Origin of the sequence: Streptomyces sp. NPDC102467, from assembly GCF_044765445.1 — a bacterium.
Lineage (GTDB): Bacteria > Actinomycetota > Actinomycetes > Streptomycetales > Streptomycetaceae > Streptomyces.
Genome location: NZ_JBIWKA010000039.1, coordinates 1 through 24591, shown reverse-complemented (window position 1 = coordinate 24591; position 24591 = coordinate 1). Strand labels below are relative to the sequence as shown.

Genomic DNA, 24591 nt, shown 5'->3' with positions numbered 1-24591 from the left:
CGCCGATGGTACTGCAGGGGGGACCCTGTGGGAGAGTAGGACGCCGCCGAACTAAATTTGATAAGAAGCCTCTGGCCTCGAGCATTACGCTCGAGCCCAGAGGCTTTTTGCGTTTCCGGTGACCCCCGTTGCCAGGGCCGGGCAGGGCTGAGGGTAAAGTCAGGGGGCATCGTTGGCTCGTTTCCCACAGGAGGCCCCCGGGTGGAGGTCCAGGAGACCCGTGTCCAGACGGACCGGGTGCTCACCATCCCGAACATCCTCAGCATGGCGCGTCTTGTCGGCGTACCCCTCTTCCTGTGGCTCATCCTCAGGCCTGAGTTCGGCGGCCCCAAGAGCGACGGCTGGGCACTGCTGGTGCTCGCGCTCAGCGGCATCAGCGACTATCTCGACGGAAAGCTCGCCCGCCGCTGGAATCAGATCAGCAACCTCGGCCGGCTGCTCGACCCTGCCGCCGATCGGCTCTACATTCTGTCCACCCTGGTCGGACTGACCTGGCGCGAGATTCTTCCCATCTGGGTGACCGCCGTACTGCTGGCGCGAGAGCTGCTCCTGCTGGTGATGGTGTGGATCCTCAGACGCCACGGCTATCCGCCGCCGCAGGTGAACTTCCTCGGCAAGGCGGCGACGTTCAACCTCATGTACGCGTTCCCTCTGCTGCTGCTCAGTGACGGAAGCGGATGGATCCACGAACTCGCCGCAATTTTCGGATGGGCGTTCGCAGGATGGGGTACAACCCTGTATTGGTGGGCAGGGATCCTGTACGTGGTTCAGGTCCGCCGTCTTGTCAAGGCGGACTCCATGGCCGATTGAGCTCGCCATCGGGCGCCAGGTGAAGCCGGATGGTCCGCAACATGACAACTGCGGGTAATTTGGCGGGCGAAGTCGGCTAGACCGTCGTCTCTTACAAGGAGGACGCTTCCGACATGAAGGCCGTCGTGATGGCCGGCGGCGAAGGCACGCGCCTTCGCCCTATGACCTCGAGTATGCCCAAGCCGCTCCTGCCGGTGGCCAACCGGCCGATCATGGAGCATGTGCTCAGGCTGCTCAAGCGGCATGGGCTCACCGAAACCGTGGTCACCGTGCAGTTCCTGGCCTCGCTGGTCAAGAACTACTTCGGGGACGGCGAAGAGCTCGGGATGGAGCTCACCTATGCCAATGAGGAGAAGCCACTCGGCACTGCCGGCAGCGTGAAGAACGCTGAGGAAGCGCTGAAGGACGACGCTTTCCTCGTCATCTCCGGCGACGCACTGACTGATTTCGACCTCACCGAACTCATCAATTTCCACAAGGAAAAGGGCGCGCTCGTCACCGTCTGTCTGACGCGTGTACCCAATCCGCTGGAATTCGGTATCACCATCGTCGATGAAGAGGGCAAGGTCGAGCGGTTCCTCGAGAAGCCGACGTGGGGGCAGGTCTTTTCCGACACCGTCAACACCGGCATCTACGTGATGGAACCCGAGGTCTTCGACTACGTCGAGGCCGACGTTCCGGTGGACTGGTCCGGGGACGTCTTTCCGCAGCTGATGAAGGAAGGCAAGCCGGTCTACGGCTACGTGGCCGAGGGGTACTGGGAGGACGTCGGTACCCACGAGAGCTATGTGAAGGCCCAGGCCGACGTGCTGGAGCGCAAGGTCGACGTCGAGCTCGACGGGTTCGAGATCTCGCCGGGAGTCTGGGTCGCCGAGGGCGCCGAGGTGCACCCCGACGCCGTGCTGCGCGGGCCGCTCTACATCGGTGACTACGCCAAGGTCGAAGCCGATGCGGAGATCCGCGAGCACACCGTCATCGGCTCGAACGTCGTCGTGAAGAGCGGCGCCTTCCTGCACAAGGCCGTCGTGCACGACAACGTCTACATCGGACAGCACAGCAATCTGCGCGGGTGTGTCGTCGGCAAGAACACCGACATCATGCGGGCCGCGCGGATCGAGGACGGCGCCGTCATCGGGGACGAGTGCCTGGTCGGTGAAGAATCGATCGTCCAGGGCAACGTGCGCGTCTACCCGTTCAAGACGGTCGAGGCCGGCGCCTTCGTCAACACGTCGGTGATCTGGGAGTCCCGCGGACAGGCCCATCTGTTCGGCGCCCGCGGTGTCTCCGGGATCCTGAACGTGGAGATCACGCCCGAGGTCGCAGTGCGACTGGCGGGCGCGTACGCGACGACCCTGAAGAAGGGGTCGACCGTGACCACGGCGCGTGACCACTCACGCGGCGCCCGCGCGCTCAAGCGGGCCGTCATCTCCGCCTTGCAGGCCAGCGCCATGGACGTACGGGACCTGGAGAACGTGCCGTTGCCGGTGGCCCGGCAGCAGACGGCTCGGGGCAGTGCCGGCGGGATCATGATCCGTACGACACCGGGTGTACCGGACTCTGTCGACATCATGTTCTTCGACGAGCGGGGCGCCGACCTGTCCCAGGGGAGCCAGCGCAAGCTCGACCGCGTATACGCGCGGCAGGAGTACCGGCGGGCCTTTCCCGGGGAGATCGGGGACCTGCACTTCCCCTCCAGCGTCTTCGACTCGTACACCGGGTCTCTGCTGCGCAACGTGAACACGACCGGGATCGCCGACGCCGGGCTCAAGGTGGTCGTCGACGCGTCCAACGGCAGCGCCGGGCTCGTGCTGCCCAGCCTGCTCGGACGGCTCGGGGTCGATTCACTGACCATCAACCCCGGCCTCGACGAGTCGAGGCCCACCGAGACCGCGGATGCCCGGCGGTCCGGGCTCGTACGGCTCGGCGAGATCGTGGCGTCGGCGCGCGCGGCGTTCGGGGTGCGGTTCGACCCGGTCGGGGAGCGACTGTCGCTCGTCGACGAGAAGGGCCGGATCGTCGAGGACGACCGGGCGCTCCTCGTGATGCTCGACCTGGTCGCCGCGGAGCGCAGAAGCGGGCGCGTGGCGCTGCCGGTCACGACGACGCGGATCGCCGAGCAGGTCGCCGCGTACCACGGGACGCAGGTGGAGTGGACGACCACTTCGCCCGACGACCTCACGCGCGTGGGGCGTGAGGACGAGACCATCTTCGGTGGCGACGGGCGCGGTGGTTTCATCGTGCCGGAGTTCAGCAGTGTGTTCGACGGGTCCGCGGCCTTTGTGCGGCTCATCGGTCTCGTGGCGCGTACGCAGCTGACGTTGAGCCAGATCGACGCGCGGATTCCGCGGGCGCATGTGCTCAAGCGCGATCTGGCGACCCCGTGGGCCGTCAAGGGACTTGTCATGCGGCGGGTCGTGGAAGAGGCCGGCGACCGGTCTGTGGACACCACGGACGGTGTGCGGGTCGTCGAGGCGGACGGGCGCTGGGTCATGGTGCTGCCCGATCCGGCGGAGGCCGTCACGCATCTGTGGGCCGAGGGGCCGGACGACGCCTCCGCGCAGCAGTTGCTCGACGAGTGGGCGGCCGTGGTGGACAGCGCGGGTCGCTGAGCCCTCGCTCGTGCCGGTCGGCGCCCTTCCCTGGCGCCGACCGGCACGCCGATGGGGCCATTCGGAGGTAGCGGCCACGACGTGCGACGATGTGCGGCATGCCGCAGCAGCCCCCGGTTCGGAGCACCCCCAAGCGCCCTGCGCGCCCCGATGCTTCCATGTCGCTGCTGACCAACGTGATGGACCACAGCCTCGACGACGGGTACGCGGAAGCCACTGCCCGTAGGCGGGCTCTGGGGCAGAGCGGGCTGCCGAAGACGCTGCGCTCCAAATTGGGACTCGCGGCGGGACTTGTGCTCGCCGCGCTCGTGGTGACTGTGGGAGCCGCGCAGGCCCGGGTCGCCGCGCCCGTGGTGGCCAAGGAGCGCGAGGAGCTCATCGACCGTATCGAGCAGGAGACCAAGTCCGCCGATACGTTGGAGGGCCGGGTCGACTCGCTGCGCACCGATGTGGGGGAGATGCAGCGCGAGGCGCTGAAGAAGCACGGTGGTGAGCAGGGCGAGTTGGTGGGCGTGCTGTCGGGCGCCGTCGCCGTGCACGGACCAGGGGTGAAGCTCGTCGTCGACGATGCCAAGTCGGCCGAGTCCGGTGGCGGGGGCGGGCCGCGGGAGAGCGCCGGGTTCTCCGACACCGGGCGGCTGCGCGACCGCGACATGCAGCGCGTCGTCAACGGCCTGTGGCAGTCCGGTGCCGAAGCCGTCAGCATCAACGGGCAGCGGCTTACCGCACTGTCCGCCATCAGGGCCGCGGGGGACGCGATACTGGTCGACAACAGGCCGCTGGTGCCGCCCTACACGGTGCTGGCGGTAGGGGACGGCCAGCGGCTGAGCACCCGGTTCCAGAACAGTTCCGACGGGATGTACCTGCACGCCCTGCAGGAGAACTTCGGGATCCGGACCAGTATTTCGGCCCAGGACGACATCAAGCTTCCGGCCGCACCCAGCGTGATCGTACGTACAGCACAGCCGAGAGCAGAGCAGAAGGGCACATCGTGATCGCCGTACTGGGCCTCGTCGTGGGAGTCGTGGTCGGGTTGTTCGTCCGGCCCGAGGTTCCGGCGGTGGTCGAGCCTTACCTTCCGATCGCCGTGGTGGCGGCGCTCGACGCGGTGTTCGGCGGGCTGCGCGCCATGCTGGACGGGATCTTTGTCGACAAGGTGTTCGTCGTGTCGTTCCTGTCGAACGTCGTCGTGGCCGCGCTCATCGTCTTCCTGGGCGACAAGTTGGGCGTCGGAGCGCAGCTGTCCACCGGTGTCGTCGTCGTGCTCGGCATCCGCATCTTCTCCAACGCGGCCGCCATCCGGCGGCACATCTTCCGGGCGTGAGGCCGATGAACGCGGAGCACGGCGAGAACGCCGGAAGCGCTGAGAACGCCGAGAGCGCCGAGAACGCTGAAAGCGCTGGGGGCCGGGAGGCGGCTGGGCACGCGCACGCGCATCGGCTGCGCAAGGAGTTGCCCGCGGAGGTCACGCGGGCAGCGGAAGATGCGGAACCGGAGCAGGCGCAGGCGCAGGACGGCGAGCCTCGGCTGACCGGGCGTCAGCGACTCGTGAAGGGGCTGTGGCCGCCACGCGTGTCGCGTGCTCAACTCACCGTCGCCGTGCTGCTGTTCGTACTGGGACTCGGACTCGCCATCCAGGTGCGGTCCAACAGCGACGACAACAGCGCCTTGCGGGGTGCGCGGCAGGAAGATCTTGTTCGCATCCTCGATGAACTCGACGACCGGACTCAGCGTCTGGAAGATGAGAAGCAAGGTCTCGAGGACCAGCGCACCGAGTTGGAGAACAGCTCGGACCAGGCCGAGGAGGCCCGCAAGCAGACGGTCGAGAAGGAACGCCAACTCGGCATTCTGGCGGGCACCGTGGCCGCGCAGGGCCCCGGGATCACGATGACCGTCACCGACGCGAAGGGGGCCGTCGAGGCGGACATGCTGCTCGACGCGGTCCAGGAGCTGCGGGCGGCGGGCGCCGAGGCGATCCAGGTGAACGACGTCCGCGTCGTGGCCAACACGTATCTGACGGACGCGAGCGGCGGGAAAGGGATCAGTGTGGACGGGCACAAGATCGGCCAGCCGTACGTTTTCAAGGTCATCGGCAAGCCGCAGGACCTCGAACCCGCGCTCAACATCCCCGGAGGTGTGGTGCAGACGCTGGAGAAGGAGCAGGCCACGGTGGCTGTGAGCCGCTCGCAGAGGATCGTCGTGGACGCCTTGCGAACGGCGAAGCGGCCTGATTACGCTCGGTCGTCCTCGTAGTGAGGGGCAGGTGCATGGGGGATGTCGTGCAAGGGCATGAGGTTGCGGGGGGTCGGCGCACCGGAGACGGGGTGCGTGGTGGAAACTGTTTGGCGGATACGGACGTTGTGAGGATGTCCGTGTCAGTGATGTACACGGATGTAGGCAGTCAGGGTTCGTCCTGCCCCACGGGCGGGTCTGTTTCGGTCAAGGGGAATCGCCCGTGAAGTTGTTTGCGAAGTTGTTCGGCAAGAGTGCGCGTGACGACGCCCGTCATCGTGCGCCGCGCCACGGAGACGAGGCGGAGACGCAGCTGGGCGAGCGCCCGCTCTTCCGCGACCAGGTCGGCGGTGACATTTCGGGCGGACAGGGCGCGTCGTCTGTTGACCGTGCCGGTTCCGGCCGCATAGGTTTCGGCTCCGACCCGTATGCGTCGAATGCCCCCGCGGGGCAGCCGCGGCAGGAGGATCCGTCCATGTCGGCCCTGGTGTGTACGAGGTGTGGGAACCGGAACGGCGAGAACAGCCGGTTCTGCTCGAACTGCGGTGCGCCGCTGCGTAGCGGGGCGACGCCCGAGGGGCCGTCGGAGACGACGTCCACGATCTCCATCTCGGGCCTTGAGTCGTACGACCCGGAGGCCACCGGGCAGACGCAGCTGCCGGCCCTGTCGCCCGAGGCGCAGGCCGCGGTCGACGCGCTGCCGCTGGGCTCGGCGCTCCTGGTGGTGCGCCGCGGTCCGAACTCGGGCAGCCGTTTCCTCCTGGACGGCGACCTCACGACGGCGGGACGCCACCCGCAGAGCGACATCTTCCTGGACGACGTGACCGTGTCGCGCCGCCATGTGGAATTCCGTCGCCAGCAGGACGGCTCGTTCACCGTGTCCGACGTGGGCAGTCTCAACGGGACGTATGTGAACCGTGAGCGCATCGACTCCGTGACGCTGAACAACGGCGACGAGGTGCAGATCGGCAAGTACCGGCTGGTCTTCTACGCGAGCCAGCGAGGTATCTGACCCATCCGCGAGCCTTCAGGAAGGTCCATGCTTCACACACCGAGGGGCGGTGCCGGAACGGGCACCGCCATTGTGGACAGTCGGCTGATGAGCATCGGCACCGTGCTGAACGAGCTGCGCGACGAGTTCCCCGAAGTCACCATCTCCAAGATCAGGTTCTTGGAGACCGAGGGTCTCATCGAGCCGCAGCGGACGCCCTCGGGCTACCGCAAGTTCAGCCCGGACGACGTCGAGCGGCTCGCCCACGTCCTGCGGATGCAGCGCGACCACTACCTTCCCCTGAAGGTCATCAAGGAGCAGCTCGACGCCCTGGAGCCGGGTGAGGCGCTGCCCGTGCCCGCTCCTGGGCGCCCTGGCGACGCCACGGGCGGGGCCGAGAGGGCTCCCACCGCGGCTCGCGTCGGCCGGGACGAGCTGCTCGCCGCCGTGGGCATCGACGAGGGGGACCTCGCCGAGTGGGAGTCGTACGGGCTCATCGTGCCGTTGCCGGAGGGCGGTTACGACGCCTCGGCCGTATTGGTCGCCGAGCTGGTGGGAGAGCTGGGCCGGTTCGGGATCGAGCCACGGCATCTGCGGGTCATGCGGGCGGCCGCGGACCGTGAGGCCGGACTCGTGGACTCGGTCGTCGCGCCGCTCAAGGTGCATCGCAATCCGCAGACCAGGGCCCTCGCGCAGGCGCGGGCCAAGGAACTGGCGGGCCTCACCGTGCGGCTGCACGCGGCCCTTGTACAGACCGCTCTCGGGGTGCGTCTGCCCTGATCGCAGGGCGGGTGAGCGGCGTGGGCCCGGCCCTCGGCGGATGCCCGACTACCCAAACCGGCCGGGCACGTCCTAGGGTTGCTGTGTGAACGAGCTCGACGTCGTAGGTGTCCGGGTCGAAATGCCCTCCAACCAACCGATCGTGCTCCTGCGTGAAGTGGGAGGCGACCGTTACCTCCCCATCTGGATCGGACCGGGGGAGGCGACGGCGATCGCCTTCGCCCAGCAGGGCATGGCCCCCGCGCGTCCGCTGACGCACGACCTGTTCAAGGACGTGCTGGAAGCGGTCGGACAGGAGCTCACCGAAGTACGCATCACGGACCTGCGGGAAGGTGTCTTCTACGCGGAGCTGGTGTTCGCGAGCGGCGTGGAGGTCAGCGCCCGCCCGTCCGATGCCATAGCGCTGGCGCTGCGCACCGGAACGCCGATCTTCGGCAGTGACGGGGTTCTGGATGATGCCGGGATCGCCATCCCGGACGAGCAGGAGGACGAAGTGGAGAAGTTCCGCGAGTTCCTCGACCAGATCTCGCCCGAGGACTTCGGGACCAACAGTCAGTGATCGGCGGAAATGACCATGAGGCGGTCGCCCACCGGCGGCCGCCTCGGCGCATTCGGCTAGCCTTTCCCCGCGGTGGGATACGGGAAACCACTCCTAGGGTGATTATCACTCGGCGTGGCGAGTGTGGCGTTCGTTGACGCACCCCTTGTGACTGCCTACCGTCGTGTAGGCAGGTCAAAGAGGAGGTCGGCGTGAGAAGCAGCGGCGACGGTACGGCGACGGGCGGTCCGTACTCGTTTCACGGCAGCGCGGCCGATCTCACTCCGCAGCGCCCACAAGCGGTGTCTGCGGTGGCGGGGGAGAGCGGCGAAGAGGCGTCCGAGGAAGTCGGATACCGGGGCCCGACCGCGTGCGCGGCGGCCGGCATCACCTATCGACAGCTCGACTACTGGGCCAGGACCGGCCTCGTCGAGCCCAGTGTGCGGTCCGCGTACGGGTCGGGGGCGCAGCGCCTGTACAGCGTCCGGGACGTCGTCGTCCTCAAGGTCGTCAAGCGTTTCCTGGACACGGGTGTCTCGCTGCAGAACATCCGCACGGCCGTGCAGCACCTGCGGGAGCGCGGCCTCGCGGACCTGGAGCGGATGACGCTCATGAGCGACGGCGCGACCGTGTACGAGTGCACGTCGCCGGCCGAGGTGCACGAGCTGCTCCAGGGCGGGCAGGGGATCTTCGGGATCGCCGTCGGCGTGGTCCGGCGGGACGTGGAGGGCGCCCTGTCGCAACTGCACGGGGAGCGGGTGGACACCGGAGAGACCCTCGTTCGGCACAATCCCGCGGACGAGCTCGCGAGGCGGCGCAACCGGGCCGTGTGAGGGCCGTTCGGCCGCGTTGTCAGTGGCGTAGGGCAGCATCGGTGGGGTGAGATCCGCGCCGACGATTCTGCATCTCGACATGGACGCCTTCTACGCTTCCGCGGAGCAGGCGGCCAAGCCGAGCCTGCGCGGGAAAGCGGTCGTCGTGGGCGGGCTCGGGCCGCGTGGCGTCGTGGCGACCGCGTCGTACGAGGCGCGGAAGTTCGGGGTGCACTCGGCCATGCCGATGGGGCAGGCGCGGCGGCTCGCCCCCCACGCCGCGTACCTGGTGCCCAGGTTCCGGCTGTACCGGGAGGTCAGCGAGCAGGTGATGGGGCTTCTGCGGGAGCTTTCGCCGCTGGTGGAGCCGTTGAGCCTCGATGAGGCGTTCGTCGATCTGGAGACCGCAGAGGTGGCCTGGGACGAGGCCTCCGCGCAGGCCGTCGGGGTGCGGCTGCGGGCGGACATTCGGCGCGTGACCGGGCTGACCGGGTCCGTGGGCCTCGCCGCCTCCAAGATGCTGGCGAAGATCGCGTCGGAGGAGGCGAAGCCGGACGGTCTGGTGCTGATACGTCCGGGGACCGAGCGGGCGCTGCTCGGGCCGAAGTCCGTGCGGATTCTGCCGGGGGTCGGGCCCGCGACCGGGGATCATCTGCGGCGGGCCGGGATCCTCACCGTCGCGGAGATCGCCGGGGCGGGCGAGGACGAGCTGGTGCGCCTCTTGGGGAAGTCGCACGGGGGGCATCTGTACGCCATGGCGCTGGCGCACGACGACCGGCCCGTGGTCGCCGAGCGCGATTCCAAGTCCGTGTCGGTCGAGGACACGTATGACGTGGACATCCATGACCGGGTGCGCGTCCGTGCGGAGGTGCGGCGGCTCGCCGACCGGTGTGTGGAGCGGTTGCGGGCGGCCGAGCGGTCGGGGCGGACCGTGGTCCTGAAGGTGCGGCGGTACGACTTCTCCACCCTCACGCGGTCCGAGACGCTGCGCGGGCCGACGGACGATCCGGCGGTGGTGCGGGAGGCCGCCGCGCGGCTGCTGGAGTCCGTGGACACGACGGGCGGGGTGCGGTTGCTCGGGGTCGGGGTGAGTGGTCTCGCCGACTTCACGCAGGAGGACCTGTTCGCGCAGGCGGCTGCCGCCGAGGAAGCCGAGGAAGAGGACCGGAGCGCGGTGGACGCCGTCGAGGTGGGAGAGCGGGTCGAGGCCGCCGCCGAGGTGGTGGCCGAGGCGGTCGAGCGGCGGTGGATGGCGGGGCACGATGTGCGGCATGCCGAGTTCGGGCCGGGGTGGGTGCAGGGCAGTGGGCTCGGGCGGGTGACGGTGCGGTTCGAGACGCCGTATGCGGTGGGGCCCGGGCGGGTGCGGACGTTTCTTGTCGATGATCCGCTGTTGGAGCCGGGGGAGCCGTTGCCGTTGGTCGAGCGGGGGGAAGAGGGGGTGGTGTCCTAGCGGGGGTGGGTGTGGGCGCGGCCGGGTGGTGGCGTGCTGCAGGGGGGGGCGCCCCGCGCGGGGCCCGCCGTTCCTCCGCCACGCCCCGGGGGGGGGGGGGGGGCCGGGGGGCCGGGGGGGGGGGGGGGGGGCGGGGGGGGGGGGGCCCCCGGGGGGGGGGGGGGGGGCGCGGCCGGGTGGTGGCGTGCTGCACGGGGCTCCGCCCCGGACCCCGCTCCTCAATCGCCGGAGGGGCTTGAGTTGCCGGAGCGGCTTGCATTGTCGGTGGGGCTTGGGTTGTCGGGGGGTCCTCCGCCGCCCGCGATGCGGCCGAACATGATGTCCGGGGCGTGGGGGGCCGAGATGTCGAGGCCGTAGTGGTGGTAGAGCTGCAGTTCCTGTTCGGGGGAGAGGTGGCGGCCCACGCCGAAGTCCGGGGAGTCCTTGATCAGGGCGCGTTCGAAAGGGACGCGGAGGGTGCCGTCGATCAGTTCGCTGGGTTCCAGGGGGATGAAGGCGTCGCGGCTGAAGAGGCCCGTCCGTATCGCCGCCCACTCCGGAACGCCCGTGGCGTCGTCGAGGTAGACCTCGTCGATCGTGCCGATCTTGGTTCCGTTGCGGTCGAGCGCCTTGCGGCCGATCAGGTTGCGCGGATCGATGTCGGTCTGCACGGGCCCTCCAGCTGGTCGCAACTCATCTGTAAACACTACGAAAGAGCACATTGGGGGAGGCGGCCACTCGAGGGAGGGCCAAGGCGCCGCTGGTAGGCTGGCAGGTGGCTGCTGACCCCGTGCGGGAGAGTCTCCGAGCAGTTGTCGGAGGCGCCGAAGGAGCAAATCCTCCCCGGAATCTCTCAGGCCCCTGTACCGCACGGACGAGGTCACTCTGGAAAGCAGGGCGGGTGCACGTATTCCGCCCTCACCGACGGTGAAAGCCGGTGTGTTCCGTGATCGCGCGGGGCGGGCCGGTGAAGCTCTCAGGTTGAGATGACAGAGGGGGAGGCCGTCCGGGCACGCACGCCGTGGTGCCCCTCGCAGGTCGCATCGACCAGGAGGCCTCCGCCAATGACCGCCAACCGAACTCCGCTCTCCGCGTTGGAGCAGGGAATCCCCTTCGAACAGCGCCACATCGGTCCGGATGACGCCGCGCAGGCCAAGATGCTCGCGCAGGTCGGCTACGGCTCGCTCGACGAGCTGACGGCGGCCGCGGTGCCGGATGTGATCAAGAGCGCCGAGGCGCTGGACCTGCCCGCCGCCCGGACCGAGGCGGAGGTGCTCGCCGAGCTCCGCGCCCTCGCCGACCGCAACCAGGTGCTCGGCTCCATGATCGGGCTCGGCTACTACGGGACGTTCACGCCGCCCGTCATCCTGCGCAACGTCATGGAGAACCCGTCCTGGTACACGGCCTACACGCCGTACCAGCCGGAGATCTCCCAGGGCCGGCTCGAGGCCCTGCTCAACTTCCAGACCATGGTCGCGGAGCTGACCGGACTGCCGACCTCCGGAGCCTCCCTGCTCGACGAGGGCACGGCCGCCGCCGAGGCGATGGCGCTGTCGCGGCGCATCGGCAAGGTCAAGGACGGTGTGTATGTGGTGGACGCCGACGCGCTGCCGCAGACCACCGCGGTCATCCGGACACGGGCCGAGCCGACCGGCGTGGAGATCGTCGTCGCCGACCTGAGCGACGGCATTCCGGCCGAGGTCGCCGAGCGCGGCGTGGTGGGCGTGCTCGTGCAGTACCCGGGGGCCTCCGGCGCCGTGCGCGACATCAAGCCCGTGATCGACCAGGCGCACGAGCTGGGCGCCATCGTCACCGTCGCCGCCGACCTGCTCGCTCTGACGTTGCTGACCTCGCCCGGCGAGCTGGGCGCGGACATCGCCATCGGCACGACGCAGCGGTTCGGTGTGCCGATGGGCTTCGGCGGCCCGCACGCCGGATACATGGCCGTACGGGAGAAGTTCGCGCGGTCCCTGCCCGGGCGGCTCGTGGGTGTCTCGGTGGACGCCGACGGGAACAAGGCGTACCGGCTTGCCCTGCAGACGCGTGAGCAGCACATCCGTCGTGAGAAGGCCACGAGCAACATCTGTACGGCGCAGGTCCTGCTCGCCGTCATGGCCGGGATGTACGCCGTTTACCACGGTCCTGACGGCCTGCGGTCCATCGCGGCGCGCACGCATCGCTACGCCACGCTGCTGGCCGCCGGTCTGACGGCGGGCGGCGTCGAGGTCGTGCACGGAGCGTACTTCGACACGCTCACGGTCCGGGTGCCCGGGGCGGCCGCGGGGGTCGTCGGCGCCGCTCGTGAGGGCGGGGTCAACCTGCGGCTCGTCGACGCCGACCACGTCTCGATCGCCTGCGACGAGACCACCACGCGGAGCCGGCTCGGGGTCGTCTGGGACGCGTTCGGTGTCGAGGCGGACATCGAAGCGCTGGACGCCGAGGTGGCCGACGTACTGCCGGAGACGGCGCTGCGCGGTGACGAGATCCTGACGCACCCGGTCTTCCACCAGCACCGCTCGGAGACCGCGATGCTGCGCTACCTGCGCAAGCTCGCCGACCGTGACTACGCGCTCGACCGCGGCATGATCCCGCTGGGCTCCTGCACGATGAAGCTCAACGCGACGACGGAGATGGAGCCGGTCACCTGGCCCGAGTTCGGGCAGCTGCACCCCTTCGCGCCGGCCGATCAGGCGCAGGGCTACCTCACGCTCATCCGCGAACTGGAGGAGCGGCTCGCCGAGGTCACCGGCTACGACAACGTGTCGCTGCAGCCGAACGCCGGTTCGCAGGGCGAGCTCGCGGGGCTGCTGGCCGTGCGGGGTTACCACCGCGCCAACGGCGACGAGCAGCGGACCGTCTGTCTCATCCCGTCGTCGGCGCACGGTACGAACGCGGCCAGCGCCGTGATGGCCGGGATGAAGGTCGTCGTCGTGAAGACCGCCGACGACGGCGAGATCGACGTCGAGGACCTGCGCGCCAAGATCGCGCAGTACGCCGAACAGCTCTCCGTCCTCATGATCACGTACCCGTCGACGCACGGGGTCTTCGAGGAGCACGTCGCCGACATCTGCGCCGCCGTGCACGACGCCGGCGGCCAGGTGTACGTCGACGGGGCGAACCTCAACGCCCTGGTGGGGCTCGCCAAGCCGGGGCACTTCGGCGGCGACGTCTCGCACCTGAACCTGCACAAGACGTTCTGCATCCCGCACGGCGGCGGCGGTCCCGGCGTCGGCCCGGTCGGGGTGCGCGCCCACCTCGCGCCGCATCTGCCGAACCACCCGCTGCAGCCGGCCGCCGGGCCGAAGACCGGTGTCGGGCCGATCTCGGCCGCGCCGTGGGGCTCCGCCGGGATCCTGCCGATCTCGTGGTCGTACGTACGGCTGATGGGCGGCGAGGGGCTGAAGCGGGCGACGCAGGTCGCCGTGCTCTCCGCGAACTACATCGCCAAGCGGCTCGAGCCGCACTACCCGGTGCTCTACACCGGGCCCGGCGGGCTCGTCGCGCACGAGTGCATCATCGATCTGCGGCCGCTCAGCAAGGCGACCGGGGTCAGCGTCGACGACATCGCCAAGCGCCTCATCGACTACGGGTTCCACGCGCCGACCATGTCGTTCCCGGTCGCGGGGACGCTGATGATCGAGCCGACCGAGAGCGAGGACCTCGGCGAGATCGACCGCTTCTGCGACGCGATGATCGCCATTCGCGGGGAGGTCGAGCGGGTCGCCTCCGGCGAGTGGCCGGTGGATGACAACCCGCTGCGGAACGCTCCGCACACGGCCGGGATGCTCGGCGGCGACTGGAGCCACGCGTACAGCCGTGAGGAAGGTGTCTTCCCCGCGGGGGTCGCCGCTTCGGACAAGTACTGGCCGCCCGTGCGCCGCATCGACCAGGCGTTCGGTGACCGGAACCTGGTGTGCTCGTGCCCGCCGCTGGACGCCTACGAGGCGTAAGGAGCGGGGAGGGGCAGCGCGGCCGGCCATGGCGAGTGGCTGGTCGCGCGCCCTTGTGCGCCTGGGCCTCTACGCCGCTGTGACCACGGCGGCCAGTGGGCGGTGCGGGGCGATGATCGTGCCGTTGGGGAGCAGCTCACCGGTGTCCTCGAAGAGCAGGACTCCGTTGCACAGGAGGCTCCAGCCTTGCTCCGGGTGATGAGCCACGGGGAGCGCGGCCTCCCTGTCAGCGGATTCTGCTGTCGGGCACGATGGCTGGTGCTGGCACATGGATGGGTTCTTTCGCTGCGTAGTTAAGTCAATGACATTGGCGTCTGTGCTGCGGCGTGAAGTCGTGTTCATGGCCGCCCCCCGTTTTCAGTTGGTCCGAACCCAGTGTTGCCCTGTGGACGTCAATCCGCAGGGATTTCGTTGCAGCGGTCCTCACAGGATGGAGACGCGTCACCCGTGCGGACGGTTCATCCCAACTGCACTGTCCCTTCGGGTGGTTCGGGGTGGTCCTAGTGGGCTAGTCCGGTAGGGCGGGCGCGGGCAGAGCTGTGCCCCGCGACCGGACGGCGGACGGTGCGGGGCACAGGGTCAGGCGAGCAGGGCGGCCCGCGGTGGAGTCAGGCGGAGGGCGAGGACCGGTAGCAGTTCCGCCACGCGGTGCGGGCGGTGGGCCGCGATGCCGGGCGGGGCCGGCGCGAGCGGGATCAGGATGTCGTCGGCCGCCGGTTGGCCGCTCGAGGCGTCGGCGGTGTGGTCGCCGTGCAGCCACAGGGTGAGCATGTACAGCTCCGGGACCGAGAGCAGCCGTGGCTGGTAGGTCTTCGGCAGGGTTTCCGCCTGGCGCAGGGCGCGTTCGGTGGAGGAGACGTAGGGGCCTTCGAAGAAGTGCGAGAAGGTCCAGCCGTCCGGGGTGAGCATCGTGTCGGCGGCGGCCACCGCGCGATCCCCGCAACGGATGAGGAAACGCCAGCCGGCGAGGCGGGCGCGCGACGGCCCGGTGGTTTCCGTGATGCGGTCCAACACATGGACGGGCAGAGGGAGTTCAGGACTTGCCGGTCCCTGTGCGACACGCAGGGACGGGGTGCGGGCCTCACGGACGGCGGTGGGCGAACCTAGGGCTGTGAGGACAGTGCGGAGGGCGGGCGCGGGAGCCGGGGGGACGTGCAGCGGCATGGTGGGTCGCCTCTCATTCGACAGGCACGTGGTGCGAGGGCGGTGCGGGACGAGCGGACGGCGCTGTCTGCTGCGGGGTGCGCGTGAGTGCGCAGCGTTACGCGGGGCAGAGGGGGCGGGGCCTCGACCGTGGGCGCCAACTCTCTGTCTCGTTAGCGAAGTTTATACGACGTGTGTTCACAAGTTGTTTCCGCTACCAAGGCGGATGGGGTGCGCAAGGCGCTATTCGGCCTTCGTTTCGGCGCCGTTTTGTCGGCGCCCATCCGATTTCCCCTGAACCTTCGCCGCGTGACCTCGGTGTTGCCCGAGCGGGCGGTCGGCTGATTCTCGTCGGCGTTTTTCACCAACCGTTCGTAGATGTATCTACGGAACGTCGCATGCCTAAGGAATGTGCCCCGGGGTAAGCGCACCGAGCGTACTGCTCCGTGGGTCCGCAGGGGGCCTTATCGATCACATTGCATGGGCATCATCCACCGTGACACGCGGCCGGATCGTCGGGCGGCCCATGCGAGGAGGGAAGCTTCCATGGGGGAGAAGGTCGTTGCGGGCGCGGTCGACCTGGCCGACCGGCGGGACTACCGGGACAAGTTGCGGGAGTGTCTCGTGGGGCTCGGGCGGCTCTTGGACGAGAAGCGGTTCGACCGGCCCAAAAATCTCATGGGCCTGGAGATCGAACTCAATCTCGCCGGGCCCGACGGGATGCCGAGAATGATGAATGCGGAAGTGCTCGAGCGCATCGCGAGCCGGGATTTCCAAACGGAACTCGCGATGTTCAATCTGGAAGTGAACATCGCGCCGCACCGGCTCGGCGGCCGCGTTCTCGATCAGCTCGCCGAGGAGCTGCGCACCGGGCTCGGCTATGCCCATCGAAAGGCCAATGAGGTCGACGCGGGGATCGTGATGATCGGCATTCTGCCGACGTTGAGCGCGGACGATCTCGTCTCCGCGAACCTGTCGGACGTCGACCGGTACACCCTGCTCAACGAGGCGATCGTCGGCGCCCGCGGCGAGGACTTCGTGCTCGACATCGACGGTGTGGAGCGGCTGACCTGCACGTCCTCCTCGATCGCGCCCGAAGCCGCCTGTACCTCCGTGCAGTTGCACCTCCAGGTCACACCGAGCCGGTTCGCCGATGTGTGGAACGCGGCGCAGGCGGTGGCCGCGGCGCAGATCGCGGTGGGGGCCAACGCGCCGTTCCTGTTCGGGCGCGAGCTGTGGCGGGAGTCGCGGCCCCCGCTGTTCCAGCAGTCCACGGACACCCGGCCGCCCGAGCTGCAGACGCAGGGGGTGCGCCCGCGGACCTGGTTCGGGGAGCGGTGGATCGACTCCGCGTACGACCTCTTCGAGGAGAACCTGCGGTATTTCCCGCCCCTGTTGCCGATCATGAACGAGGAACGGCCGCTGGACGTGCTCGACAGGGGCGGTGTGCCGAACCTCGGCGAACTCGTGCTGCACAACGGCACGGTGTACCGCTGGAACCGGCCCGTCTACGGCATCGCCGACGGCGTCCCGCACCTGCGTGTCGAGAACCGGGTGCTGCCCGCCGGGCCCACCGTCACCGACGTCATCGCCAACGTCGCCTTCTACTACGGCCTCGTACGCGCGCTGGCGGCGGAGTCACGGCCGGTGTGGTCGCGGCTCTCCTTCGACGCCGCGGCGCGCAACTTCGACACCGCCTGCCGCCACGGCATCGACGCGCGCCTGGAGTGGCCGCGCCGGGGCCGCTTCGGCGGCACCGAACAGGTGCCGGCCGTCACCCTCGTACGGGACGAGCTGCTGCCGCTCGCGGCGGCCGGTCTCGACGCGTGGGGAGTCGAACCCGCCGACCGCGACTACTACTTGGGCGTGATCGAGGAGCGGTGCGCGCGACGGACCAACGGCGCGGCGTGGCAGGCCGCGACCTACCACCGGGCTCTGGAGAGCGGCCTCGCGCGCGATGCGGCGCTCGCGGCGACCACCCGCCGGTACGCCGAGCTGATGCACCTGGGCGAGCCCGTGCACACCTGGCCCGTCGGGCTGCCGGAGCCCGCCGTGCCGCTCGGCTGAACCGGCTCAGCTGCTCTTGGCGCCCGCCTGGACAATGGCCTTGAGGATCACCTGCTGGATGTCGGCCGGGTCGCTGACCTGGTGGCCCGAGCCGCCGGTCGCCTCGGCGATCTGCTCGATCTCGTCCTTGTCCGTGCTCGGGCCGACGGCGATGACGATGAGGGGCACCGGGCGCTCGGGGTCGGCGAGGTCCTGGAGCCGGGAGACGAGGCCGCCGCGGGAGATCGAGCCCGGGTCCTCGTTGACGCCGTCGGTGACCACCACCACGGCATTGAACTTGCCGCTCTTGTACGTCGACGTGGCCTCCTTGTAGGCGGCCAGCGTCGTGTCGTACAGGCCGGTCGCCCCGCCAGGGACCGGCTGGAGGGAGGTGAACGCGGCGGTCAGCCGGTCGCGTAGGGTGCCGGAGCCCTTACGGTCGCCGAGCCGCTCGGTCGACACCAGTTTCTTGTAGTCGCGGCTGCCGTCGAGGTGCGTCGAGAACTCCCACAGGCCGATCTCGTCCTCGGGGGTGAACGTGGCCAGAGCCGCCAGCATCGACGCCTTCGTCACCTCCATCCGGGACTCGCCGCGGCCCGGCACCAGGTTCGCCATGGAGGCGGAGGCGTCCACGACCGTGCTGATGCGGGCGCTCTGCACCGTGATCGTCCACATGCCGAGGGTCTCCTCGATCTCCTCGTCGCCCGGCGGCTGCGCGGTGGGTTCCGCGTACGGCTGCGGGAAGCGGGCGCCGGCCTGCGCGGCGACCGCGTCGGGGGAGGCGCCTCCGTCGGTGCGGAAGCCGTGCTTCTCCAGGATCGACCGGCCGTCGGGAGTGCCGAGCAGCGTCATGAAGCGGACGGCGGCGCGGCTCTCGTCGGTGGCCAGGGTGTCCTCGTCGACCAGCGAGAACGGGTAGTTCAGCTCGGGCGAGCCGTCCTTCGGATAGAAAAGGTCGAGGGAGTTCGCGGTACCCGCGCCGGCGTTGTGCGCGAAGGCGGCCTGTTCGGAGAGGATCAGCGCCTGGTTGCGGCGCGGGTTGCCCTGCTCCGTGCCGGAGCCGTCGCGTGCCAGTGTCTCCATCAACTGCCTGTCGCTGTCGGACGTGCGCTGCGAGAGCGCCTTCGCCGTAGCGGCGGCCCGGGTGCCGTCGTCGTCGCCGGATCTCTTCGCGGAGCCCGCCAGTTCGGTGAGTGCGAGCAGACCGGTGGAGCTGCGGGCGGGGTCCGCGGCGCCCAGGCGCAGCTTGTCGTCGGCCATCACGGCGCCCGTCAACTGCGTCCAGCTGTACGTCTTCTTGGGCCAGCCGAACTCCTTCGCGGCCGACGGAACCATGCCGATGCCGATCGGCGACGCGGCGATGTTCCCGGCCGCCGTGACCTGGGTCGCCTTGGCGGTCTGCTCGACGCGCTCGATCCACAGGTCCGAGTCCGGTACCCACACCTGGTAGTCCGGCTTGCCCTTTCCGGCCCGAAGCGCGTCGGCGACCTGGGACGATTCGCGGCCGGTGACGGTGACGTCGAGGCAGTCGCCGTCCGAGGTGATGTGCTGCTCGCGGGCCCGGTCGGCGGCGGTCCGCAGCGCGGGCGCCACATCCGGCGAGGCGACGACGTCGAGGTGCACCTCGTCGCCGCAGGAGTCGCCGAGGTCGAGCAGGTCGCTGCGGACCGCCAGGGCCGTGCCGGCCGCGACGACGAGGACGAGGGCCGTCGCGATGGCCACCGAGCGGCCCCGCGACCGGGGCCGCGGGTCGGCCGCGGCCGTCCCGTACTCGTCGGGCATGCTGCTGTGACGTCCCATGACGGTGGAGCCCCTCCCTGAGCCGTAAAGGCAGTTGCGATATAAGCGGTGGAGCAAGGGAGGGAAAGGTGTGCCGGACTGCGGCGCCCGCCCCCCCGGCCTGTCGCGCGCAATCTTCGTACCTGCATTCGAGACCCTAGTGGCGCGACGTGACGGATGAGACGGGATTACTCAAGTGAAGGCAGGTGTGCAGGTGGAGGCGGGGTCGGTGGCCGGTTCTTTTCCCAACGAGGGGCTCTCGCGACGATTTTTGCGGGACGAGACACTGCTCGTACTGGGACTTTCGCTCGGTGCCAGTGGCGTGTCCGCGCTGATCAGCTTTGTCGGATCGGTCACCAAACCAGGCGGTCTGAAGGACCAGGCGGCGACGCTCAACGCCTCGGCGGCGCCCGGGCGGCCGTGGCTCGATCTCGCGTGGCAGCTGTTCGGGATCGCGAGCGCGCTGGTGCCCGTCGCGCTCGTCGCGCACTTCCTGCTGCGGGAGGGCGGGAGTCTGCGCACGATCGGCTTCGACCGGACACGGCCGTGGTTCGACGGGGCGCGCGGCGTGGCGATCGCGGCCGTGATCGGCAGTACCGGCATCGCGTTCTATCTCGGGGCCCGCGGCCTCGGCTTCAACCTCACGGTGGTGCCGGAGGCGCTGCCCGACGTGTGGTGGAAGTACCCGGTGCTGATCCTGTCGGCGGTGCAGAACGCCGTACTCGAAGAGGTCATCGTCGTCGGATACCTGCTGCGCAGGCTCGGGCAGTTGGGGTGGACGCCCGGCACGGCGCTGGTCGCGTCGTCCGTGCTGCGCGGTTCGTACCACCTGTACCAGGGCATCGGCGGGTTCTTCGGGAACCTCGCGATGGGCGTCGTCTTCGCCTTCCTGTACCGGCGATGGGGGCGGGTCGGGCCACTGGTGGTGGCCCATTCCCTGTTGGACATCGGTGCGTTCGTCGGATACGGGCTGCTCGCGGGCAAGGTGGACTGGCTGCCCACCGCCTGAACCTGAGGGCTACGCGTGGAGCGTGCCCTCGATGACGGTGACCGCGCTGCCGGTGAGCAGGGTGCGCTCGCCGCGCAGGCCTACGCGGACCAGGCCGCCGCGGGCCGAGGCCTGCAGGCCCGTGAGGTCGGTGCGGCCGAGGCGCCGTGCCCAGAACGGGGCCAGGGCGGTGTGCGCGCTGCCGGTCACCGGGTCCTCGTCGACGCCGACGCCCGGGAAGAAGCAGCGCGACACGAAGTCGTAGCCCTGGGACGGATCCGCGGCACGGGCCGTGGCGATGATGCCGCGCTCGGAGAGCCCGATCAGCGCCTTGAGGTCGGGGGCGAGGGCCCGGACCGTCTGCTCGTCGGGCAGCTCGACGAGCAGGTCGCCGACCGAGCGGCCGGTGTCGTGCACCGAGAGCGGCTTCGCGCCGAGGGCCTCGGCGAGACCGGCCGGGGCCCCTTCCTCGGTGAGCGGTGCCGTCGGGAAGTCGAGGGTGAGGGAGCCGTCGTCGTGGGGGGTGGCTACGAGGACGCCGCTGCGTGTGGCGAAGCGGACGGGCCCCCGGGTCGTCCCCGTCGAGTGCAGCACGTGGGCCGTGGCGAGCGTGGCATGGCCGCACATGTCGACCTCGGTGCCGGGGGTGAACCAGCGGAGGGCCCAGTCCGCGTCGCCGCCCTCGGGCAGCGGGTGTGCGAAGGCGGTCTCGGCGTGGTTGACCTCGACGGCGACGTTCTGCAGCCAGGTGTCGTCCGGGAAGGCGTCGAGGAGCAGGACGCCGGCGGGGTTGCCGGCGAAGGGGCGGTCGGTGAAAGCGTCGACGATACGAATGCGCATGTCAGGGACGGTAGGTGACGGCCCCGTGTCCCGGCCAAGGCCAATTCGGCGCGACCGGCATCTTTTTTGCTCCTCGTTCGTGGGTGTTGCCAAGCGAAGTCTTCCGATATATCGTTGAGGCATCGCGATCGGTCAATGATCGCGGTCAATGAACTTCGATCAGTTACGAAAGGACTGATTCTCATGCGTACCCACGGACACGACCACGGACATGGACATCACGGACCCGGCCACGAGGGCCGAGGCGGTTTCGAGCGCGGCGGCTTCGAAGGCCGGCGCGGAGCGTTCGGACCCTTCGGTCCGGGCTTCGGCCCCGGCCCCTGGGGCGGACGCGGCGGCCGCGGTGGCGGGCCCCGGGGCCGAGCGCGGCGCGGTGACGTGCGCGCCTCGATCCTGGCCCTCCTCAAGGACCGCCCGATGCACGGCTACGAGATGATCCAGGAGATCGCCGAGCGCAGCGGAGGCGCGTGGAAGCCCAGCCCGGGCTCCGTCTACCCGACGCTTCAGCTGCTCGAGGACGAGGGCCTGATCGCCAGCGCCAGCGAGGGCGGCAAGAAGCTCTTCTCGCTCACCGACGCCGGGAGCACCGCCGCCGAAGAGGGCCCCGACGCCCCTTGGGAGGAGGCCGGTCGCGGTGTCGACTGGGAGGCCATGAACGAGATCCGGCAGGCCGGCTTCGGCCTGATGGAGGCGTTCGGCCAGGTCTGGAAGACCGGCAGCAAGGAGCAGCGCGAGAAGGCGCTCGCCGTCATCAACGAGTCGCGCAAGAAGCTGTACCTGATCCTCGCCGACGAGGACTGAGCCCCCGTGCGGGCCCAGCCAGGGTGCGGAGCAAGGAAGAGGCGTCCCGTACCGCGGGGCGCCTCTTCGCGTACGTACGGTCAGGCCACCAGGCCCGCCAGTTTGCGCAGGGACTCCACGAGCGCCGCCGTGGCCGAGTCCTTGAGCTTGCCCGCCATGAGGGAGACGGCGGCGCCCTGGAACTCGCCGTCGATGCGGACGTCGACGCGGCTCCGTCCGGGGTGACGGTGTAGCGCGTGCCGACGTTCACGCCCATCGGGCCCTTGCCCCGGATCGCCAGCGTGCGGGGGCTCTCCAGGTCCTCGACGGTCCAGGTGACCTCGGCCGGGAAGCCCATCAGCTTCATGTTCTCCTCGAACGTGCCGCCCACCTGGAGCGAGGTGGGGGCGCCCTTGGGGAAGTTGGTGTGGGTGGCGTTCCACTCTCCGTACGAGGTGAAGTCGGTGAGCTGCGCCCAGACCTTCTCGGCGGGTGCCTCGATGCGTGCTTCCGCGCTGACTTCGGCCATGCGGCCACCCCTTTGTGTCGAGAGCTGTGTCGAGACCTGTATAGAGAGCTGTGTCGCGAGCCGCGTGGGCTGTGGTGTCGCGGAAAGTAGCTGCCTGGCCTCGAACATTCAATACTGATGAACCGTCAGGAATGGATGAGGTCGGAGGGGGCCGTCGGCGGCCGCTCAGCCCGTGCGCTCGATCTCCGCCGCGTCGAACACGTCGTACGCGCGGGGATGCGGGCCCTCGTCGTGGCAGTGCCAGGCGTCCCAGAACAGGTCGGCGCGCAGCGCGTCCTCAGGGGCGTACACCCGATACACGTACTGCCTGCCGTCGATCGCGGGCAGGGCCACGAGCCAGCACCTGCGGTCCATGTCTGTGACGGACGAGAGTCGGTGGGTTCCTGGTTGCGCGCAGGGGTGGGGCAAGGCGGCGCGCGCGGGTCGGGAGCGCATCGTGCGATCTCATCCTTGAGGAGGAGAAGTCGCTCATCCGCGCCCAACTCATGTCGGAGGTGAGAATGCTCCCCACCGGGGATGTTCCCGTGCATCGCGGCTGATGGGGTGGGATGTGTGCAAAGCCCTATCCCGTCGGACGCCACCGCGCACGGCCACATCCCGGAAGAAGCCGTCGAGGCGCCGCTAAGTGAGCTCAGTGACGAGCTGGCCCTGATCGTCGCGGGGGCCCGGCGGCGCGCGGTGCGGGACGGGGACGGCCGGATCGACACCGCGCACCTGCTGCACTCGCTCCTGGAGGCCGATCCCGAGGTGCACGCCGCCTTCGCCGACAAGGGGCAGGTCGCGCGGCTGCTCGGCTATCTCGTGCAGCGCAGCATCGGCTACGGGCTGCAGTGGCAGGGCGCCGTGGAGGACTCCGGCGCCGTCCCCCTGGTCCGGGGCACCCCCGGCTGGTCGCCCGTCGCCGCCGCGGCGATGGAGGCCGGCGCCGAGCGGGCCGCGTCCCGCGGTGACGCGCGGGCCCGCGGTGTGGACGTCCTGGCGGCGCTCGCGGCGGACGGGGAGTGTCGCGCGGTCGAGGTGCTCGGCCGGGCCGGAGTGGACGTGGCGCGGCTGCGGCAGCGTCTGAACTGACCGCCGCGGGGCCAAGGGGCCGCAGTCCGATCTGCCGGTCCGATCCGTGAGACAGGGGTCATCGGGGATGACGGTCCTGACCGGCCCTGTCATGATGTGCCGGTGCACGGGTCAGAAGGGTCTCAAGGGAGTCAGGCAACCAGCGGGCGCGGCTTCGGACTGGGGCTCGCCCTGGTCTCCGCGCTCGCGTTCGGCGGATCGGGCGTCGCGGCCAAACCGTTGATCGAAGCGGGGCTCGACTCCCTGTATGTGGTGTGGCTGCGCGTCGCCGGCGCCGCCCTCGTCATGCTGCCCGTCGCCTGGCGGCACCGCGCGCTGGTGCGCCGCAGGCCCCTGCTGCTCCTCGGGTTCGGGCTGCTCGCCGTCGCGGGCGTGCAGGCCTGCTACTTCGCGGCGATCTCCCGCATCCCGGTCGGCGTGGCTCTGCTCGTCGAGTACCTGGCACCCGCCCTGGTCCTCGGCTGGGTCCGGTTCGTCCAGCACAAGCCCGTGACCAGGGCCGCCGCGCTCGGCGTCGTGCTGGCCGTCGGCGGGCTCGCGTGCGTGGTCGAGGTGTGGTCGGGGCTCAGCTTCGACGCGCTCGGCCTGCTCCTCGCGCTCGGCGCCGCCTGCTGCCAGGTCGGCTACTTCGTCCTGTCCGACCAGGGCAGCGACGCGGGCGTCTCCGGCGGCGAGGTGCCCGACCCGTTCGGCGTCATCGCGTACGGGCTGCTGGTCGGCGCCGTCGTGCTCACCCTCGTCGCCCGCCCGTGGGGCATGGACTGGTCGGTGCTCGCGGGCGACGCCACCATGAACGGCGCCGCCGTCCCCGCCTGGCTGCTGCTGTGCTGGATCGTGCTGCTCGCCACCGTCGTCGCGTACGTCACCGGTGTGGTGTCCGTGCGACGGCTCTCGCCGCAGGTGGCCGGTGTCGTCGCCTGTCTGGAGGCGGTCATCGCGACCGTCCTCGCCTGGGTCCTGCTCGGTGAGCACCTGTCGGCGCCACAACTGTTCGGCGGTGCGGTGGTGTTGGCCGGGGCGTTCATCGCGCAGTCGTCGAAGGCGCCGACGCAGCCGCCGGAACTCCCCGTCGAACCGGCGGAAACCGCGTTGTCCCGGTCGGGCGGCGCGGTCTAAGGTGCCGATCATGTACGCACACGCACTCGTCCTGCCGCCTCCGGCCGCTTAGGGCCCTTCTGACGGATCTCCGCGGCGTCACGACGCCCGGCACGCCCCCTCACCGCACGGCGCAAAGGGACAGGTGGCTCCGCCACATGACCCT

General features: G+C 69.8%; 22 protein-coding genes, 1 pseudogene and 1 riboswitch. Of the genes and pseudogenes, 16 read left to right on the top strand and 7 right to left on the bottom strand.

The window, feature by feature from the left end; translation table 11 throughout:
* Positions 1-201: 201 nt before the first annotated feature.
* The 10 genes from ACIREE_RS41295 to ACIREE_RS41250 all read left to right on the top strand — a co-directional run bounded on the left by ACIREE_RS41295 (position 202) and on the right by ACIREE_RS41250 (position 10225).
* Positions 202-810 (top strand): CDP-alcohol phosphatidyltransferase family protein, encoded by a 609-nt coding sequence (locus tag ACIREE_RS41295; RefSeq protein ID WP_404164547.1) that lies wholly within the window; start codon positions 202-204, stop codon positions 808-810.
* Positions 811-923: 113 nt separating this feature from the next.
* Positions 924-3419 (top strand): sugar phosphate nucleotidyltransferase, encoded by a 2496-nt coding sequence (locus ACIREE_RS41290; protein WP_404164545.1) that lies wholly within the window; start codon positions 924-926, stop codon positions 3417-3419.
* An 89-nt stretch (positions 3420-3508) separates the two neighbouring features.
* On the top strand, positions 3509-4414 hold the full coding sequence (locus tag ACIREE_RS41285; RefSeq protein ID WP_404164543.1) for a DUF881 domain-containing protein: 906 nt from the start codon (positions 3509-3511) through the stop codon (positions 4412-4414).
* A complete protein-coding gene (locus ACIREE_RS41280; protein WP_030901291.1) occupies positions 4411-4743 on the top strand; it encodes a small basic family protein in 333 nt (110 codons plus the stop codon). The genes ACIREE_RS41285 and ACIREE_RS41280 overlap by 4 nt, the downstream gene beginning before the upstream one ends.
* A gap of 5 nt (positions 4744-4748) precedes the next feature.
* Positions 4749-5672: a DUF881 domain-containing protein gene (locus tag ACIREE_RS41275; RefSeq protein ID WP_404164551.1), complete on the top strand. Its 924-nt coding sequence runs from the start codon at positions 4749-4751 to the stop codon at positions 5670-5672.
* A 202-nt stretch (positions 5673-5874) separates the two neighbouring features.
* Complete coding sequence (locus tag ACIREE_RS41270; protein WP_404164541.1) at positions 5875-6663, top strand: FHA domain-containing protein; 789 nt, start codon at positions 5875-5877, stop codon at positions 6661-6663.
* A 27-nt stretch (positions 6664-6690) separates the two neighbouring features.
* A complete protein-coding gene (locus ACIREE_RS41265; RefSeq protein WP_404164539.1) occupies positions 6691-7422 on the top strand; it encodes a MerR family transcriptional regulator in 732 nt (243 codons plus the stop codon).
* 85 nt (positions 7423-7507) lie between these two features.
* Positions 7508-7981, top strand: coding sequence for a bifunctional nuclease family protein (locus tag ACIREE_RS41260; protein ID WP_005475662.1), 474 nt, complete (start codon positions 7508-7510; stop codon positions 7979-7981).
* 191 nt (positions 7982-8172) lie between these two features.
* Positions 8173-8793: a MerR family transcriptional regulator gene (locus ACIREE_RS41255; protein WP_404164537.1), complete on the top strand. Its 621-nt coding sequence runs from the start codon at positions 8173-8175 to the stop codon at positions 8791-8793.
* Positions 8794-8839: 46 nt separating this feature from the next.
* Positions 8840-10225 carry a DNA polymerase IV gene (locus ACIREE_RS41250; RefSeq protein ID WP_404164535.1) on the top strand — a complete coding sequence of 462 codons (1386 nt, stop codon included), beginning with the start codon at positions 8840-8842 and terminating at the stop codon, positions 10223-10225.
* A gap of 218 nt (positions 10226-10443) precedes the next feature.
* Here ACIREE_RS41250 and ACIREE_RS41245 read toward each other — a convergent pair whose 3' ends face one another.
* On the bottom strand, positions 10444-10875 hold the full coding sequence (locus ACIREE_RS41245; RefSeq protein ID WP_404164533.1) for a PRC-barrel domain-containing protein: 432 nt from the start codon (positions 10873-10875) through the stop codon (positions 10444-10446).
* Positions 10876-10987: 112 nt separating this feature from the next.
* Positions 10988-11083: riboswitch (glycine riboswitch) on the top strand.
* 185 nt (positions 11084-11268) lie between these two features.
* Between ACIREE_RS41245 and gcvP the strand changes: the two genes are divergently transcribed.
* Entirely contained in the window at positions 11269-14154 is a 2886-nt protein-coding gene (gene gcvP / locus ACIREE_RS41240) for an aminomethyl-transferring glycine dehydrogenase (RefSeq protein WP_404164531.1), read from the top strand.
* A 69-nt stretch (positions 14155-14223) separates the two neighbouring features.
* On the opposite strand, the gene ACIREE_RS41235 is transcribed toward gcvP, so the two are convergent.
* Together ACIREE_RS41235 and ACIREE_RS41230 are read right to left on the bottom strand one after the other, a co-directional pair.
* Positions 14224-14424, bottom strand: a complete 201-nt coding sequence (locus tag ACIREE_RS41235) for a DUF5999 family protein (RefSeq protein WP_404164529.1) — start codon at positions 14422-14424, stop codon at positions 14224-14226.
* Positions 14425-14733: 309 nt separating this feature from the next.
* Positions 14734-15318 (bottom strand): hypothetical protein, encoded by a 585-nt coding sequence (locus tag ACIREE_RS41230; protein WP_404164527.1) that lies wholly within the window; start codon positions 15316-15318, stop codon positions 14734-14736.
* Between the two features lie 525 nt (positions 15319-15843).
* Between ACIREE_RS41230 and ACIREE_RS41225 the strand changes: the two genes are divergently transcribed.
* Complete coding sequence (locus ACIREE_RS41225) at positions 15844-17364, top strand: glutamate--cysteine ligase (RefSeq protein WP_404164525.1); 1521 nt, start codon at positions 15844-15846, stop codon at positions 17362-17364.
* Positions 17365-17370: 6 nt separating this feature from the next.
* On the opposite strand, the gene ACIREE_RS41220 is transcribed toward ACIREE_RS41225, so the two are convergent.
* A complete protein-coding gene (locus ACIREE_RS41220; RefSeq protein ID WP_404164524.1) occupies positions 17371-19143 on the bottom strand; it encodes a substrate-binding and VWA domain-containing protein in 1773 nt (590 codons plus the stop codon).
* Positions 19144-19330: 187 nt separating this feature from the next.
* Between ACIREE_RS41220 and ACIREE_RS41215 the strand changes: the two genes are divergently transcribed.
* Positions 19331-20131 (top strand): CPBP family intramembrane glutamic endopeptidase, encoded by an 801-nt coding sequence (locus tag ACIREE_RS41215; RefSeq protein WP_404164549.1) that lies wholly within the window; start codon positions 19331-19333, stop codon positions 20129-20131.
* A gap of 9 nt (positions 20132-20140) precedes the next feature.
* Here ACIREE_RS41215 and ACIREE_RS41210 read toward each other — a convergent pair whose 3' ends face one another.
* Positions 20141-20950, bottom strand: a complete 810-nt coding sequence (locus ACIREE_RS41210) for a PhzF family phenazine biosynthesis protein (RefSeq protein ID WP_404164522.1) — start codon at positions 20948-20950, stop codon at positions 20141-20143.
* 183 nt (positions 20951-21133) lie between these two features.
* Here ACIREE_RS41210 and ACIREE_RS41205 point away from each other — a divergent pair, with 183 nt between their 5' ends.
* Complete coding sequence (locus ACIREE_RS41205; protein WP_404164520.1) at positions 21134-21751, top strand: PadR family transcriptional regulator; 618 nt, start codon at positions 21134-21136, stop codon at positions 21749-21751.
* 80 nt (positions 21752-21831) lie between these two features.
* On the opposite strand, the pseudogene ACIREE_RS41200 reads toward ACIREE_RS41205, so the two are convergent.
* Together ACIREE_RS41200 and ACIREE_RS41195 are read right to left on the bottom strand one after the other, a co-directional pair.
* Positions 21832-22259 (bottom strand): annotated as a pseudogene (locus ACIREE_RS41200) (SRPBCC family protein).
* 165 nt (positions 22260-22424) lie between these two features.
* The gene (locus tag ACIREE_RS41195) at positions 22425-22613 is read right to left on the bottom strand and encodes a hypothetical protein (RefSeq protein WP_404164518.1); all 189 of its coding nucleotides are present in this window, start codon (positions 22611-22613) and stop codon (positions 22425-22427) included.
* A gap of 198 nt (positions 22614-22811) precedes the next feature.
* Here ACIREE_RS41195 and ACIREE_RS41190 point away from each other — a divergent pair, with 198 nt between their 5' ends.
* Both ACIREE_RS41190 and ACIREE_RS41185 read left to right on the top strand, forming a co-directional pair.
* The gene (locus tag ACIREE_RS41190) at positions 22812-23330 is read left to right on the top strand and encodes a Clp protease N-terminal domain-containing protein (RefSeq protein WP_404164516.1); all 519 of its coding nucleotides are present in this window, start codon (positions 22812-22814) and stop codon (positions 23328-23330) included.
* 96 nt (positions 23331-23426) lie between these two features.
* The gene (locus tag ACIREE_RS41185; RefSeq protein WP_404164514.1) at positions 23427-24446 is read left to right on the top strand and encodes an EamA family transporter; all 1020 of its coding nucleotides are present in this window, start codon (positions 23427-23429) and stop codon (positions 24444-24446) included.
* Positions 24447-24591 lie beyond the last annotated feature (145 nt).

Bases quoted from the DNA above. Each gene is read 5' to 3' on its own strand.
- ACIREE_RS41265 (WP_404164539.1), top strand. From the start codon at position 6,691: ATGCTTCACACACCGAGGGGCGGTGCCGGAACGGGCACCGCCATTGTG.
- ACIREE_RS41210 (WP_404164522.1), bottom strand. From the start codon at position 20,950: ATGCGCATTCGTATCGTCGACGCTTTCACCGACCGCCCCTTCGCCGGC.
- ACIREE_RS41195 (WP_404164518.1), bottom strand. From the start codon at position 22,613: ATGGACCGCAGGTGCTGGCTCGTGGCCCTGCCCGCGATCGACGGCAGG.
- ACIREE_RS41275 (WP_404164551.1), top strand. From the start codon at position 4,749: ATGAACGCGGAGCACGGCGAGAACGCCGGAAGCGCTGAGAACGCCGAG.
- ACIREE_RS41225 (WP_404164525.1), top strand. From the start codon at position 15,844: ATGGGGGAGAAGGTCGTTGCGGGCGCGGTCGACCTGGCCGACCGGCGG.
- ACIREE_RS41285 (WP_404164543.1), top strand. From the start codon at position 3,509: ATGTGCGGCATGCCGCAGCAGCCCCCGGTTCGGAGCACCCCCAAGCGC.
- gcvP (WP_404164531.1), top strand. From the start codon at position 11,269: ATGACCGCCAACCGAACTCCGCTCTCCGCGTTGGAGCAGGGAATCCCC.
- ACIREE_RS41290 (WP_404164545.1), top strand. From the start codon at position 924: ATGAAGGCCGTCGTGATGGCCGGCGGCGAAGGCACGCGCCTTCGCCCT.
- ACIREE_RS41205 (WP_404164520.1), top strand. From the start codon at position 21,134: ATGCGTACCCACGGACACGACCACGGACATGGACATCACGGACCCGGC.
- ACIREE_RS41220 (WP_404164524.1), bottom strand. From the start codon at position 19,143: ATGGGACGTCACAGCAGCATGCCCGACGAGTACGGGACGGCCGCGGCC.
- ACIREE_RS41230 (WP_404164527.1), bottom strand. From the start codon at position 15,318: ATGCCGCTGCACGTCCCCCCGGCTCCCGCGCCCGCCCTCCGCACTGTC.
- ACIREE_RS41235 (WP_404164529.1), bottom strand. From the start codon at position 14,424: ATGTGCCAGCACCAGCCATCGTGCCCGACAGCAGAATCCGCTGACAGG.